The 14,846-nt window shown below is 66.2% G+C and carries 10 protein-coding genes and 1 pseudogene; 9 read left to right on the top strand and 2 right to left on the bottom strand.

Annotated elements, in window-relative coordinates; genetic code table 11:
• The first annotated feature begins 247 nt into the window (after positions 1 to 247).
• On the top strand, positions 248 to 1,198 hold the full coding sequence (locus BLU54_RS21710; protein WP_139169793.1) for a colicin transporter: 951 nt from the start codon (positions 248 to 250) through the stop codon (positions 1,196 to 1,198).
• 209 nt (positions 1,199 to 1,407) lie between these two features.
• Positions 1,408 to 3,720 (top strand): ATP-dependent DNA helicase, encoded by a 2,313-nt coding sequence (locus tag BLU54_RS21705; protein WP_091913171.1) that lies wholly within the window; start codon positions 1,408 to 1,410, stop codon positions 3,718 to 3,720.
• A gap of 560 nt (positions 3,721 to 4,280) precedes the next feature.
• On the opposite strand, the gene BLU54_RS21700 is transcribed toward BLU54_RS21705, so the two are convergent.
• Positions 4,281 to 5,090, bottom strand: coding sequence for an outer membrane protein assembly factor BamD (locus BLU54_RS21700; protein ID WP_091913020.1), 810 nt, complete (start codon positions 5,088 to 5,090; stop codon positions 4,281 to 4,283).
• Positions 5,091 to 5,798: 708 nt separating this feature from the next.
• Here BLU54_RS21700 and BLU54_RS21690 point away from each other — a divergent pair.
• The 7 genes and pseudogenes from BLU54_RS21690 to phaR form a co-directional block, all read left to right on the top strand.
• Positions 5,799 to 6,995 carry an RluA family pseudouridine synthase gene (locus tag BLU54_RS21690; RefSeq protein ID WP_091913018.1) on the top strand — a complete coding sequence of 399 codons (1,197 nt, stop codon included), beginning with the start codon at positions 5,799 to 5,801 and terminating at the stop codon, positions 6,993 to 6,995.
• Entirely contained in the window at positions 6,995 to 7,891 is an 897-nt protein-coding gene (gene pgeF / locus BLU54_RS21685) for a peptidoglycan editing factor PgeF (RefSeq protein ID WP_091913016.1), read from the top strand. The genes BLU54_RS21690 and pgeF overlap by 1 nt, the downstream gene beginning before the upstream one ends.
• Positions 7,892 to 7,949: 58 nt before the next feature.
• The gene (locus BLU54_RS21680) at positions 7,950 to 8,210 is read left to right on the top strand and encodes a hypothetical protein (protein ID WP_091913014.1); all 261 of its coding nucleotides are present in this window, start codon (positions 7,950 to 7,952) and stop codon (positions 8,208 to 8,210) included.
• A 558-nt stretch (positions 8,211 to 8,768) separates the two neighbouring features.
• Positions 8,769 to 10,442 (top strand): class I poly(R)-hydroxyalkanoic acid synthase, encoded by a 1,674-nt coding sequence (gene phaC / locus BLU54_RS21675; RefSeq protein ID WP_235838079.1) that lies wholly within the window; start codon positions 8,769 to 8,771, stop codon positions 10,440 to 10,442.
• 48 nt (positions 10,443 to 10,490) lie between these two features.
• A complete protein-coding gene (locus BLU54_RS21670; RefSeq protein WP_091913008.1) occupies positions 10,491 to 11,669 on the top strand; it encodes an acetyl-CoA C-acetyltransferase in 1,179 nt (392 codons plus the stop codon).
• 44 nt (positions 11,670 to 11,713) lie between these two features.
• Positions 11,714 to 12,457 carry a 3-ketoacyl-ACP reductase gene (locus BLU54_RS21665; RefSeq protein WP_091913006.1) on the top strand — a complete coding sequence of 248 codons (744 nt, stop codon included), beginning with the start codon at positions 11,714 to 11,716 and terminating at the stop codon, positions 12,455 to 12,457.
• A gap of 78 nt (positions 12,458 to 12,535) precedes the next feature.
• Positions 12,536 to 13,012 (top strand): annotated as a pseudogene (gene phaR, locus BLU54_RS24325) (polyhydroxyalkanoate synthesis repressor PhaR); the annotation flags it as partial.
• A gap of 1,617 nt (positions 13,013 to 14,629) precedes the next feature.
• Here phaR and BLU54_RS24060 read toward each other — a convergent pair.
• The coding region (locus BLU54_RS24060; protein ID WP_211435391.1) for a hypothetical protein at positions 14,630 to 14,846 on the bottom strand (217 nt) is incomplete at its 5' end.

Genomic DNA, 14,846 nt, shown 5'->3' with positions numbered 1-14,846 from the left:
CGTCGTGCGGCGCTGGTCCCGGCCGTACCGGAGGCGAGCAGCGAACCCGCGCGCGCCGCCGCGACAACCGGGGATTTTGCCATAGTGCGGCGCGCGTGCCGCGCTCGCCGGCATGGGTGCCAATGATAGAATCGGACGCTGCCGCCATCGACGTTTCCGCCGCCTCCGCTCGGCGGTGCGGTGCCGACGTCGAAGGTCGATGCGCTGGTGCGCACTCCCGTCCATTCGCAGTTCGAGAAGTCTCCCGTTGAAGCCCGTCGCCCCTCTCTTTCGCCGTGCCGCTGCCGCCGCATCCCCCGAGCAAGCCGACACGCCGATGCGTTGCACGCGTACGCCATCGCTAGCGTCGCTCAGACCGCTGACCGCCGCGCTGGCCGCCGCGTTGGCCGTATTCGCCGGCGCCCTGGCCGTGCCGGTGGCCGCGCTGGCGCAGACCGCTCCGCCAGCGTCCGCGTCCGCACCAGCCGTCGCGTCCGGTCCTGACGCATACGCGGCGGCGGAGGCGCACGATCGGCGTGAACAGGCGGCGCTCGACGAACGGCGCGCGGATGTGGCGCGGCGCAACGACGACATGATGCGGCGCTACCAGACGCAGCAGCACGACTGCTACGCACGCTTCCTGGTCAACCGTTGCCTGGACCAGGCGCGGGAGGCGATGCGCAGCGAGAAAGCCGCGTTGCGAGTCGAACAGCTTGCCATCGAGGACGAAAGCCGCGCGTTGCGGACCGCGGCGCGTCAGCGTCGTGAGGCGCAGCGCGAGCAACAAAGGCTGGCCGATGCACCCCGGCGCGAGGCCGAGGAGCAACGCAACCAGGCGCAGTATCAGGCGCGACAGCAGGCACAGGCTCAGCGCGCCGCCCAGCGTGCCGCCGAGGCGCCGCAGCGCGCGGCGAACGAGCGAGCGTACGAGCAGAAGCAGGCCGAGCGACGCGCCCAGGCAAGCGAAGCGGCGGCCGGCGCCTCCGCCGCGGCCGCGCGTCGCGCTGACAACGCGTCGCGCTACGAGGCCAAGCAACGCGACGCCGAGGAGAACCGGCAGCGCGTCGAGGCGCGGCGCGCGAATGCGGCCAGACGCGCCGCGTCCGCCGCCGACACGGCATCCGCACCCCCGCCGGCAGCAACCCCGACACCGGCCCCTGGCCCGGTCTCGACGCCCAGTCCGGCACCCGGCGTGAGCACGCCCAGGCCCGGCAAGTGACGCGGTCCACACCGCCTGAGCAAGCGGCAGAAGCCGAGGAGCGCGGCTTCGACGCGCGCGAAGTTGCACGCGAGGCGCGGACCGCACTGCGCAAGGCGGGGCTCGCGCTCAGTCGATCGCGCGCCGAAGAACTGGCCGAGTTGTTCGGTGAGGACGGCTCGTTGTCCACCCGCATCCCCGGCTTCCGGCCGCGGGAGTCGCAGTTGCGGATGGCCTTGGCCATCGCGGCGGCCATCGAAGCAAGCACGCCGCCCGCGCTGGGCCGGGTTCGCGCCACTAGCGGATACGGCAGCGATCCGCGCGACGAGGCCGAGGATGACCGCGATGCGGCGATGGACGGCGCCTCGGACACCGGATCCCATACCGCATCCGACACTCAACTGGACGACGGCGCGAACGGCCTCGCGGGCGAGGGCGGCGAACCCGGGGGGCGAGCGGGCGCGGAGCAAGGCCGCGGCGGAAACAGGGCTGCCGACCCGGTCGAGGGCGACGGGCCAGTTCGGTCCGGGGCTTTGGACGATGGCAATACGCTGATCGTCGAGGCAGGCACCGGGACCGGCAAGACCTTCGCGTATCTGGTGCCTGCGCTGCGGTGGGGCGGCAAGGTAATCGTTTCCACCGGCACCAAGCACCTGCAGGACCAGCTGTTCGCCCGAGACGTGCCGACCGTGCGCGACGCACTTGCGGCACCGGTCGCGGTGGCCTTGCTAAAAGGCCGCTCGAATTATCTATGTCTGCATTATTTGCAGCGCACCGCCGACGGCGCGCGCCTGCCGTCGCGTCAAGATGCGCATCACCTGAGCGAGATCGTTCGCTTCTCCAAGGTCACGCAGAGCGGGGACAAGGCCGAATTGGCCAGCGTTCCTGAGAATGCACCGATCTGGTCGATGGTGACGTCGACTCGGGATAATTGTCTCGGCCAGGAATGCGAGCACTATAAAAAGTGTTATGTCATGTTGGCGCGGCGCGAAGCGCAGCAGGCCGACGTCGTTGTCGTCAATCACCATCTGTTCTTCGCCGACATCCGGCTGCGCGACTCCGGGATGGCCGAGTTGTTGCCAAGCGCGAACACCGTGATCTTCGACGAGGCGCATCAGCTGCCGGAGACCGCGACGCTGTTTTTCGGCGAAACGATCTCCACCGGGCAACTGCTGGAGCTGGCCCGCGATACCTTGACCGAGGGGCTCGCGTTCGCCCGCGACGCCGGGGATTGGCGCGATCTGACGACTGCGCTGGAGCAACGGGTGAGGGATCTGCGGCTCGCCTTCGGTGCCGGCAATCTTCGAGCATCGCTGGAACAACTGGGAGACGCACATCCGTTCCACGAAGCGCTCGACGCGCTCGAGGACGCACTGGACGATCTGGCCGATCTGACCATGCAACAGGCGGCCCGCGCCGAGTCGCTCGACAACTGCGCCAAGCGGGCGCGCAAGCTGCAAGATGGCCTGGCCCGCTGGCGGGCTGGCGTTGCGGCTGCGGAAGTGGAGGAGGGCGCCGACGATGCCGGACGGGATCTGCTCGCGGCGGCCACGGCATCTAAGGAAGGTTGGAGCCTGCAGAACGCCGAAGATGTGGCGCGACTCGAAGCACAGCGCGCAAAGGCCCAGGCCCAGCGGGAAGCAGACCGCGCAAAGCGCGGCGACGACGCTGCGCCAGAGACCGTGCGATGGCTCGAAGTCTTCTCGCAGGCGGTGCAACTGCACCAGACACCGCTTTCCGTGGCGCCGATCTTCCGTCGGCAACGGCGAGGCCCGCCCCGCGCGTGGATCTTCACGTCGGCCACCTTGTCGGTGAAGCAGGACTTCAGCCACTACGCGGCACAGATGGGGCTGGACGCCACGCGGTCGATGACGCTGCCAAGTCCGTTCGACTACGCGCGGCAGGGCTTGCTCTACGTCCCGAAGGGATTGCCTCAGCCATCGTCACCGGACTACATGGACGCCGTATTGGCAGCTTCGCTGCCGCTCATCGAGGCATCGCGGGGTCGTGCGTTCGTTTTGTGTACGACGTTGCGCGCGGTCGAGCGTCTCAGCGAATCGCTTCGGCAAGCGTTGCTGGCCAAGGGCTTGACGTTCCCGCTGCTGAAGCAGGGCGATGCCAGTCGAACCGAATTGCTCGACCGCTTCCGGGCCCTTGGCAATGCAGTGCTCGTCGGCTCGCAGAGCTTTTGGGAAGGTGTCGACGTGCGCGGCGACGCGCTGTCGCTGGTCATTATCGACAAACTGCCGTTTGCCTCACCCGACGATCCGGTCTTGGCTGCGCGCCTCGACGCGCTGGCCAAGCGTGGGCTGAGCCCGTTCGCAGTCCATCAGTTGCCGCAGGCGGTCATCACCCTCAAGCAGGGGGCGGGGCGGCTGATCCGCTCTGAAAGCGACCGCGGTGTGTTGATGATTTGCGATCCGCGTCTGGTCGACAAGCCGTATGGGCGGCGCATCTGGCAAAGTCTGCCGCCGTTCTCGCGCAGCCGCGACGAGACCCTGGTTAAAGCCTTCCTCGAGGACGAGGCGAGCGCGCAGGGCTGAACGCGTCAGCAAGGCGTGGGGAAGCCTCCACGAACACGTTCCATCTAAAATATATACTGATTAGGTTGGACCCGAACCATTCATCGATGTCCCAGAGACTCAAACCCCACCGCCTCGTCCAACCCGAGTTGCCAGCATACATCGCCGGATAGGCCGAGATCCGCTTGGCACGCTGTACGGGATGAGTGTGTGCATGCCCAGGGCGCTGCGTCCATGTGGCAACGGTCAGCGAACGCGGCGGTCGGTTTGATCGAGCAGCCGAAAACATGCATCGCGGCGCAGTGCAATCGTTCTTGGATGACCCGGGCCACCAGAGCACAGCGCGGTTATGGACGTGCTGAGAAGATACTGCTGCCCTGTGGCGAGGACGTTTGCTTGGCGAGAGGGCGAGCGAACTTGCGGGCGGGCAAGATGCCTCCTGCTACCGCCGACGCCGCGTTTCGATCGCCACGGCCGGATCGCAGGTAACAAGCGCAACGCGAAGGGCCGTATAGGCGGGCGTCAGTCGAAACGGACGCGCCGCGCTTGCAAGTCCAGCTGGCTGAGCCGCGGCGTCCGGTTTACCAGAGACGCCACCAGGGTCGCTTTGCGCCGTCACGCGGCTTGCCCGTCACATACGGACTGTCCGGGAAGGTCGCCGCCAACACGCGCTGCGTGTCGCCGGCCAGTTGCGTCTCGCCCAGTGCCTGGTAGGCCTGCACCATCACGTGCAGCGCTTCCTCGGTGGCGGGCGCGCCCTGGTAGAGCGTCAGCGCCTGCTGGGCGCGATTGACCGCCGCCACATATGCGCCACGCTTGTAGTAATACTGCGCTGCGTGCACTTCGTGAGTCGCCAGCGCATTCACGATATAGCGCATGCGTTGCGCCGCATCGGGCGCGTAGCGGCTCTTCGGGAAATTATCGACGATCGTCTTGAACGCCTCGTACGAATCGCGCATCGATTTTGGATCGCGATCGGACAGGTCCTGTCCGCTGAAACGACCGAACAGGCCAAGATCATCGTTGAAATTGATCAGGCCCTTCAGGTAGTAGGCGTAATCGACATTCGGATGATCCGGATGCAGCTTGATGAAGCGGTCGACCGCCTGGTTCGCATTGTCCGTATCGTTGTCGCGGTAGTAACAATAGGCGACATTGAGCTGCGCCTGCTGCGCGTACGGACCGAAGGGGTCGCGCCCTTGCAGGACGTCGAAGTAGCGATAGCACTTCGACCAGTCGCCGCTCTCGTAAGCGTCACGCGCTTGCGCGTAGAGGTCGTTGGTCGACAGCGCCGCCGTCTCGTCGGTCTTTTCCGGCAGACCACCGCAGCCCGCGATCGCCGCGGCGGCGGTGACCGTGGTCACCATTTTGAAGAATTGCTGGGCTCGCATGTCGTCTGGAACGTCGGTCGTCGGGGCACGTGCAGCGGGCGATTATAGCCTAAGCGCCCGCCGCGCCGACGTAGCCCGTATGGGATAAGTGAAGCTGGCCGTTCATTATCGGCGCCGGCAACTGCGAGGTAGCGCTGTCGCGACCCTGCCAACGTGTCGCCGCGTCCCGGTCCCGGCGCCCTGCGACACGTCAACTGGGTGGGTTCCGCCGCGCGCTAGGCGCCTCGACGTACCGACGTACCGACGTACCGACGCACCGACGCACCGACGCACCGACGCACCGACGCACCGACGCACCGACGCCGGGAAGATTCGCTGCGATGCTGGCGAGATGACTCGGCGCTCGCGCCCCTCCGCCAGACTGCGTTGGGCGGGAAGATGGGGCTAGGAGCGTTGCACCGCTCCGATGCCGCGACCATCGCTTGACGGTCCGTGCTTTCGACCGCCGTCGGCGCCATATCACGCGCGCATCGACGCCACCGGTCCTGTCCGGTTTTGCTGCCCGCGCGCGTCCGCCGCAAGGTGCAACCGATGCATCGATCGCGCGCTCGGCGTGCCGGACGTATGGCCGGGTTCCGAATTGCGCTGCGTGCGTGTAGTCTGCGGTCTTGTTCCCAGCCATCGGACGGCCGGACCTGCCGGGCGCCAACTGCCTGTGCAGGTAGCCTCGGGTAGCCAGCGCCGCGCACCATCCAAACGTTGTTCGTCATGAAAAGCACTTCTCCTTCGTCGACTGCCCGCCCATCGGTGCTCGCCGACCCAGCCACGGTGTCGCCATACGCGGCATCCGGCCTGCATTCGAACGCCCCGGACCCGGCGATTGCCGGGCCTCGTGACGCGGCAGTTGCAGACAGCGAAGCCGTCACAAGCGGGGTCTTGGGTATAGCGCCGCCGGGCGGTGATCTTGACGAGGACGACGAGGCGGCTGCTACAGCAAGCGTCGAAGCGTCGCCCATCCGGGCGCAGGTGCCGAACGAATGGGCGGGTCACCGCCTGGACAAAGTGCTTGCACGTCTCTTCACCGAATATTCCCGCAGTCGACTTCAGGACTGGCTGGAGGCGGGGCGCGTAGAGATCGACGGCCGCGTCGCCGGCAAACGGGACACGCCGATTGAAGGTGCGACCATCGTGGTTCGACCGACACTCGGGGCCGATCAGCAGGCGTTCCGACCGGAGCCGGTTTCGCTGGAGGTGGTTTTCGAGAACGATGCACTGGCGGTGATCGACAAGCCAGCAGGGTTGGTCGTCCACCCCGGTGCCGGCAATTGGTCCGGCACGCTGCTCAACGGCCTGTTGCATCGCTATGGCGATGCGGCGGCTGCATTGCCGCGCGCCGGCATCGTGCACCGGCTCGACAAGGACACGTCCGGCTTGATCGTGGTCGCGCGTACCCTGCAGGCGCAGACTGATCTCGTCCGGCAGTTGCAAGCGCGTACGGTGAAACGCCAGTACCTCGCGTTGGTGTGGGGCAAGCCGCCGTCTCACGGCACCATCGATGCGCCGATTGGCCGTGACAGCCGCGATCGGCTGCGCATGGCGGTTGTCGAAGGACAGGCTGGCAAGCCGGCCCGCACGCACTTCGAGACGGTCGCCTATGGCGCCTGGCGCGGACGACCGGTCGCCGCGCTTCGCTGCGATCTCGAAACCGGCCGGACCCATCAGATCCGCGTCCATTGCCGTCATATTGGCCATCCGTTACTGGGCGACACGCTATACATGCGAGGTCTGCCAGGTGCCGGCGCGGCGTCGCCAATCGCGCGCCAGGCGCTGCACGCGTGGCGCTTGGCGTTACAGGATCCGGTCAGCGGCGAAACGGTCCACTGGACGTCGGCGCTGCCGGACGACATTGTGTCCGCCGCCGATGCGAGCGATCTCTCGCTCCCGCCGCTTGGAGACCTGCGCTGATGGGCATCGATCACGTTCCAGCCGACGTCACGCCGCTGGATGCGTCGGAATGCCTGATTCCGGACTGGCAGCCGCCGGCCCGCGTTCGGGCCGTCTTCACCACGCGCGCAGGTGGCGTCAGCACTGCGCCATTCGACGCCGGGCGAGGCACGTCGGCAGGAGCGACGCGCACGACCGGCGACGGGCTAAACCTGGCGTATCACGTCGGCGACGACCGCACGCATGTGGCGAATAACCGCGCGCGTTTCAGCGCCTATGTCGGTCACGGTCGAAACATCGCATGGCTGGAGCAGGTGCATGGATCGGAGGTCGTCCATGCAAGCGCCGACGCAGCCGTCGATTGCATGGACGCCGCGCTCGCCGCGGCTGGCGCAACGGCACGCGCCGACGCCAGCGTGACCGACGACCCGGCGGCGTGCTGTGTGGTGATGGTGGCCGATTGTCTGCCGGTATTGCTCGCCGACCGCGCCGGCAGAGCGGTGGGGGCCGCGCACGCGGGGTGGCGCGGCCTGGCCGATGGCGTGATCGAGCGCGCGGTCGACGCGCTGCGTCGGACGGCGACCGGAAGCGTTCCGGCGGCTCACGACGACGTCGTGGCATGGTTGGGCCCCGCCATCGGTCCGCAGGCATTCGAGGTGGGTGCGGAAGTGCGCGAGCAGTTCCTTGCACGCGCGCAAGCGCATGAGCAGGCCGAGACGCTCGCTGCGTTTCAGCCGGGCCAACGAGACGGCAAATACTTCTGCGATCTGTACCGGCTGGCCCGCCTCCGACTGCTGCGCAAGGGCATCGAGGACGTCTCGGGCGGCGGATTTTGCACGGTCTCGGAGCCACGCTTCTATTCCTATCGTCGAGACGGGCGCACTGGCCGCATGGCGGCCGCGATCTGGCTGGCTTGATCCGACGCAGCAGCGCTGCGATTTCTGTCGCGGACAGATGGTTGCCTACCTGTCAGTTATGAAGATTTCGGCGCCGAGTTTGGCGGGCGCCTCGTCGCCCTCGATCACGGGGGACGATGCCCGGCCCGGCTCCGTTGGCGCCGCTGTCTCGGATCATGCAGGACTGTTGCTCGAACGCTTGCGCCATACGTTTTCGCCGCACCGCGTGCTGTTCGATCCGATTGCCTGGCGTAAGAGCGTTGAGCGCGACCGCTTTCCGACGCTTGTTCAGGGATCGGTACATCACGCCTCGCGCGCCGACCAGGCAACTGGCGCCTAATCGCCATATCGCCATATCGCCTTGCGCCTTGCCGATTGCCGCGCCACCTGACCTGCATATCCTGACCCTGCAGATCCTGGGCCGAAGCACGCATTGCCTGGCGCGGCGGTGCCTGCGGCAGGACCTTCGACCATCGGCAAGCCGCTGCAAAGCAATGCTAAGGAAAACCCTAGGACGCACGCCAAGGCAGTCGTCCAGATGGCCTATGCCTCAGAAGATGCGTTGACAGGGTAGATCGCGCGGGCAAAAATGAGCCGAAGCGTGGAGCGGTAGCGTAAGCGTGGAGTAGAAGCGTTAGTGGCGGCGTGAGTGCCGGCGCACTGTTTCGGTCGGCTCGGCATGGCAGTTTTACCAGTGTGTCGTCGACGCTCGAACAGCATGCGCGTCATCGATGCATGCACGACTGACTGACGATGCGGCTCGGCGGCCTCAGGTTGTCGCAGAGTTGTATCTGTGCAGCCTTGTATCGTCGCGGCGCCGCTGCGGGTGATGCTCACGCCACGCTACGCCATCTCAAGTCACGTCCGGCCACGCGCTGCGCAAGGAATCGAGTCCACCATGTCAACCACCACTGCAGACCACGATACCCAAGCGCCAGCCGCGGCGCAGCCGGCGCACCTGCTGTCCTTTGGCGGCGATCTGGAAAATCTGATCGATCCAGAGCGGCTGGCGGCGCTGCAGGCCTCGTACGCCCGGGACTTCGCGGCGCTCAACGCGGCTCTCGCGCGTGGCGAGGTGCCGTCAGGGTTCGATGACAAGCGCTTCGTCGATACCGCCTGGCAGGCGCAGCCCGGCTCGGCCGGCATTGCCGCAATCTACCTGCTCAACAGCCGTTACCTGCATGCGTTGGCCGATGCGGTGGAGGGGGGGCGCAAGCAGCGAGAGCGCATCCGCTTCATGGTCGAGCAGTGGACCGCGGCGGCGGCACCGAGCAATTTCTTGATGACCAACCCACGCGCAATGCAGGCGCTGGTCGAGAGCGAGGGCGAGACGCTTCGCAAGGGTATCGGCCAATGGCTGAGCGATGCGGCCAACGGACAGATTCTTCAGGTCGATCCGACCCCGTTCAAGGTGGGCGAATCACTGGCGGTCACGCCGGGCGCGGTGGTGTACGAGAACCGCCTGTTTCAGTTGATCCAATATCGTCCGGTCACGCCGTCCGTCCAGGCACGCCCGCTGATCATCGTGCCGCCGTGCATCAACAAGTTCTACATTCTCGACCTGCAGCCGAAGAACTCGCTGGTCCGCGGCGCACTGGAGGCAGGGTTCCAGGTCTTCATGGTGTCCTGGCGCAACCCCGACGAATCGTTGGCCGGCCTCAGTTGGGACGACTACATCGGCGACGGCGTTCTGGCAGCAATCGATGCGACACGCGCGATCAGCGCATCCGACACCGTCAACGCGATGGGCTTCTGCGTGGGCGGCACCTTGCTCGCCACTGCCGCAGCCGTCGCCGCTGCGCGCGGCGAACAGCCGTGCGAGTCGATCACGTTGCTCACCACGATGCTCGACTTTGCCGACACCGGTGTTCTCGACGTTTTCATCGACGAGGACCATGTCTCGATGCGCGAGCGCACGATCGGTTCGCTCGCGCCCAAGCCAGGTCTGATGCGCGGTACCGAATTCGCGCGGACATTCTCGATGCTGCGTCCCAACGATCTCGTCTGGCCGTTTGTCATCGATAATTACCTGCTCGGCAAGACGCCGCCCGCATTCGATCTGTTGTACTGGAACGCGGACAGTACGAATTTACCCGGCGCGATGTTCGGCTGGTATCTGCGTCATACTTATCTGGAGAATCGCCTGAGGGAGCCGGATGCGTTGGAGGTATGTGGCGTGCCGGTGGACTTTGGCCGGATACGCTGTCCGGCGTTCATCTTTGCCTCGCGCGAGGATCATATCGTGCCGTGGCAGACCGCCTATGCGTCTCGGCAGCTGCTCGGCGGGGAGAGTACCTTCCTGCTGGGCGCCTCGGGCCACATCGCGGGCGTGATCAACCCGCCGGCTGCGAACAAGCGCCATTATTGGGCGGCGCCATCGGCGGCTGCCGACGCATCGGCCGACGCGTGGCTCGGCCAGGCAACCCGAGCCGCGGGCAGTTGGTGGCCCGCATGGCATGCGTGGCTGGGCCAACACGGCGGCGGCGAAGTGCCGGCGCGCGAGTCGCTTGGCGCAGCGGGCTATGAGCCGATCGAGCCCGCGCCCGGGCGCTACGTGGCCGAGCCGGCCTGAGCAGTACGAGGCGCACAGGTCGGCCAAACGAATTCAATGGGGGGAGTGATGAAAGAAGTTGTGATTGTTTCGGCGGCGCGGACTGCGATTGGCCGTTTCGGTGGCAGCCTGGCCAAGGTGGCGGCGCCCGAGCTGGGCGCGGCAGTGATCCGCGAGGCATTGGCGCGCGGTGGCGTGCCGGCGACGGATGTCGATGAGGTCATCTTCGGTCAGGTGCTGACGGCCGGCGCGGGTCAGAACCCGGCGCGGCAGGCGACGCTTGCCGCCGGCCTGGATGTCAGCGTGCCTGCGATGACGATCAACAAGGTCTGTGGCTCCGGGTTGAAGGCCGTGATGCTCGCCGCCCAGGCCATTGCGTTGGAGCAGGCCGACGTGATCGTGGCGGGTGGCCAGGAGAACATGAGCGCTTCGCCGCACGTGTTGATGAACTCGCGTGATGGCATCCGGATGGGCGATGGCAAGCTTGTCGACACGATGATCCACGACGGTTTGTTCGACATCTTCAACCGTTACCACATGGGCGTCACGGCCGAGAACGTCGCGAAGGAATACGGCGTGACGCGCGAGGCACAGGATCGCTTCGCAGCCGACTCGCAGAACAAGGCGGAGGCCGCGCAGAAGAGTGGGCGCTTCGACGAAGAGATCGTTCCTATCGAGATCCCGCAGAAGAAAGGCGAGGCCCTGCGCTTCTCGCATGACGAATTCGTCCGGCATGGCGTCGTGGCTGAAACGCTCGCCGCGATGAAGCCTGCATTTGCGAAGGAAGGCACGGTAACCGCGGCAAATGCATCTGGAATCAACGACGGCGCCGCCGCGGTGGTCGTGATGTCGCGTGAGCGCGCCGAATCCCTGGGGCTGACGCCGCTGGCGACGATCCGCGCGTATGCCAACGCAGGCGTCAATCCGGCGGTGATGGGCATGGGGCCGGTGCCGGCGTCGCGTCGGTGTCTGGAGCGTGCCGGCTGGCGACCGGAAGATCTCGATCTGATGGAAATCAACGAAGCGTTCGCCGCGCAAGCGATCGCCGTCCATCAGCAGATGGGCTGGGACACGTCGAAAGCCAATGTAAACGGCGGCGCGATCGCGCTCGGCCATCCGATCGGCGCGTCCGGCTGCCGCATCCTGGTCACCTTGCTTTACGAAATGAAACGCCGTGAAGCAAAGCGTGGGCTTGCTTCGCTGTGCATTGGTGGTGGCATGGGCGTCGCCATGGCATTGGAACGCTGAACCCGGCACGCTGACGCGGCGCCGAAAACGAGAAAGGGGGGAGAATGAACCAGCAACGCATCGCCTATGTGACTGGCGGAATGGGCGGCATCGGCACTGCGATCTGCCAGCACCTGCATCGCGACGGATATCGCGTCGTCGCCGGTTGCGGCCCCAACTCGCCGCGCCGCGACAGCTGGCTGGCCGATCAGCGTGCCCAGGGTTTCGACTTCGTTGCTTCCGAAGGCAACGTCGGCGATTGGGATTCGACCAAGGCTGCCTTCGACAAGGTAAAGGCGGAAGTGGGCGAGGTCGACGTGCTCGTGAACAACGCCGGTATCACCCGTGACGTGATTTTCCGGCGGATGACGCATGCCGATTGGACCGCGGTCATCGACACGAACCTGACCAGTCTATTCAACGTGACCAAGCAGGTCATCGACGGCATGGTCGACCGTGGCTACGGTCGGATCATCAACATTTCGTCGGTGAATGGGCAGAAAGGCCAGTTCGGCCAGACCAATTATTCAACTGCAAAGGCAGGGATCCATGGCTTCACGATGGCCCTGGCGCAGGAAGTCGCGACCCGCGGGGTCACCGTGAACACAGTGTCGCCGGGATACATCGGCACGGACATGGTGCGCGGCATCCGTCCGGACGTGCTGGAGAAGATCGTTGCCACGATTCCGGTCAAGCGTCTCGGGCGGCCGGAGGAAATCGCGTCCATCGTCGGCTGGTTGGCTTCGGAGGCCTCCGGCTTTTCGACGGGCGCGGACTTTTCTTTGAACGGCGGCCTGCATATGGGTTGACCGCCTTTCGTCGGTGGCCGCCGCGAAGGCCACCGGCCGCTGGCGCCCATTCCGGCGCGCCGCATCACAGGAAAACGGATGGCAGCACAAGCTTCGCAACGACTGATCAAGAAGTATCCGAACCGACGCTTGTACGATACGGCGACCAGCAGCTACATCACGCTGACCGACGTAAAGCAGTTGGTGATTGCCGCGCATCCGTTCGTCGTCGTCGACGCGAAGAGCGGCGACGACCTGACGCGCAGCATCCTGCTCCAGATCATTCTGGAAGAAGAGGCCGGCGGCATGCCAATGTTGTCCAGTGCCATGCTTGCGCAGATGATCCGGTTCTATGGTCATGCGATGCAGGGGATGATGGGTGCTTATCTCGAGAAGAACATGCAGTTCTTCGTCGAGATGCAAGAGCGCCTGGCCGGGCAGATGCCGTCCGCGGGGACCACGGATGCTTGGTCGCAGATGCTGCGTGGGCAGCCGCCCGCCATGCAGACGCTGATGACGAGCTACATGGATCAGTCGCGCCAGATGATCGAACAGATGCAGGCGCAGTCGCAGCGTCTGTTCGGCGGCTTCGCGCCCGGGTTCGGCTTCGGCTCGGCAAGTGCGCCTGCGGATGCGACCGCTTCGCCGGGCCATCAGCCGCAGGCGGATGAAGCACCCGACCCCGACGCGCCGGCCGACGACGCTGATGAGGCAGCCGAGGCGGTCGAAGCGGCCGAGGCGGATGTAGTGCCGCCCGATGCAGTCGGGGAAGGCGACGGTGGCCGAGCGCGCGGCGATGCGCCCGACCCGGTGGAACCAGCAGCGGGCACTGCGCCCGGCGACCCAAACCGTCGCGTCCAAGGCGAACAACAGAGCGAGCCGGCCAAGTCAAAAAGCGAATCGGGCGGGCGGACAGCCGGCAATGCTCGTGCCGGGCGCAACGGGAAAGGCTGACTCGCTGCCTGACTACGGTCCGGCCTTGCCGCCGGCTTCGCGGTTCAAGCGATGGCAACCGGCCGCCGCTGATATTAGCGGAGCGGATCGTGGCGCTCGATATTTCCTACGCCGAGTAGGAGCCGCTGGCGGGGCGGCGGTTGGGATCGCGGCGTCCGTGCCCGTGTCGTCCGTGCGCGCGTGGTCAGTGCGCGCGTGGTCAGTGCCCGAGTCCTCAGTGCCCGAGTCCTCAGTGCCCGAGTCCTCAGTACGCCAGACATTGGAACGCCAGTCGTTGGAGCGGGCGAGCAGTCGCGGCAGCGTGGCCGCGGCCAGCGACCGGCCGAGAAAGCGCTTCGCACCTCGCGCTTGGGAATGCCTGTCAGGAAGTGGGGCAAGTCGAGGACGCCGGGGCGCAGGACTAGGCTTCGACGCGCAGGCCCGTTGCAGCCTATGCCCCGCAAGGTACTCTCGTCTTTGAGCCAAGCTTGGCCCTGGTCACGGCCCAAGAGTGGCCACGGCCAGCCCTCTGCATGGCCCGATTTCCCGCAGGTCGTGGCATCGGGACGTCAAGCGCCACCTGCTGCGTCCTCGCGCCCAATAGCAGTGCCGCGTCTCAAATTCTTTGTCATCGGCGGTGGACCATCCGACGGACGGCAATGCTCGGTGGACCAGCCGTTGCTCGCCGCGACAGATACGCGGCGGACCTTCCTGGCGGACCTTCCTACAGGGCCGGCGAACGGCGCGCCATGCCTTGCGCGAACACTGAGCGCGATCTGGCACGCATCGATGCACCGCTGTTCAAGGGGGCGCCGTTAGCATTGCGTTTTTGCACGAGTGTTGGCAGCACGGCCGCACCTACCTCTGCGGCAGGTGCCGGCATCGCCATCGCCCGGTCCCTTGCTTGATTGCGGTCAGGGGCAACGGGGTTGGATACGGCATCCGATCGAGATGTGCCTCGAGCACCGTTCATTGCAATGCGTCGTGCACGATCACGTCGATCGGCCGCGTGCGATCACTGCGCGACCGTTGCGCCAGCGCTTCCGATCCCCGTCAGATCGCACCAGGTTCGCGGCGTCTGCGCCGTCAGTCCCAAGCTGAGGCACGGCAGCGCGGTGCACGCGTGGTCGGCAAGAGGCGAGTCCGGACGATCACCAGAGTACGTGCGCTCCTATTACGCTAAGTCACCGCGGATGCCAGCGTGTCTCACGCTGACGTCGCGCCGCGTCCTGGCGCAGGAAGGCGAGCGGCCCGGCAGGCTTACATCAGGCGAAGCGCGAGACAGGCGTCGTACGAGGCACAGGGCGCCGACAAGTACGCCGCCTCGTCGTGCACGCCTAGCCTTGACCGTTGGCTGAAACGGCAGGCCGAATCGATCGAACGGTCGGAAGCGATCGCAACCCCGGCAACCCCGGCAACCCCGGCAACCCCGGCAACCCCGGCAACCCCGGCAACCCCGGCAACCCCGGCAACCCCG

The organism is Chitinasiproducens palmae (assembly GCF_900095735.1).
GTDB classification, from domain to species: domain Bacteria; phylum Pseudomonadota; class Gammaproteobacteria; order Burkholderiales; family Burkholderiaceae; genus Chitinasiproducens; species Chitinasiproducens palmae.
The sequence above is the reverse complement of the archived record's forward strand: the minus strand, read 5'-3'. Positions and strand labels throughout refer to the sequence as shown.

Coding starts and splice junctions, on each gene's coding strand:
- BLU54_RS21700 (WP_091913020.1), bottom strand. CDS start 5,090: ATGCGAGCCCAGCAATTCTTCAAAATGGTGACCACGGTCACCGCCGCC.
- BLU54_RS21690 (WP_091913018.1), top strand. CDS start 5,799: ATGAAAAGCACTTCTCCTTCGTCGACTGCCCGCCCATCGGTGCTCGCC.
- BLU54_RS21680 (WP_091913014.1), top strand. CDS start 7,950: ATGAAGATTTCGGCGCCGAGTTTGGCGGGCGCCTCGTCGCCCTCGATC.
- phaC (WP_235838079.1), top strand. CDS start 8,769: ATGTCAACCACCACTGCAGACCACGATACCCAAGCGCCAGCCGCGGCG.
- pgeF (WP_091913016.1), top strand. CDS start 6,995: ATGGGCATCGATCACGTTCCAGCCGACGTCACGCCGCTGGATGCGTCG.
- BLU54_RS21705 (WP_091913171.1), top strand. CDS start 1,408: ATGGCCTTGGCCATCGCGGCGGCCATCGAAGCAAGCACGCCGCCCGCG.
- BLU54_RS21665 (WP_091913006.1), top strand. CDS start 11,714: ATGAACCAGCAACGCATCGCCTATGTGACTGGCGGAATGGGCGGCATC.
- BLU54_RS21670 (WP_091913008.1), top strand. CDS start 10,491: ATGAAAGAAGTTGTGATTGTTTCGGCGGCGCGGACTGCGATTGGCCGT.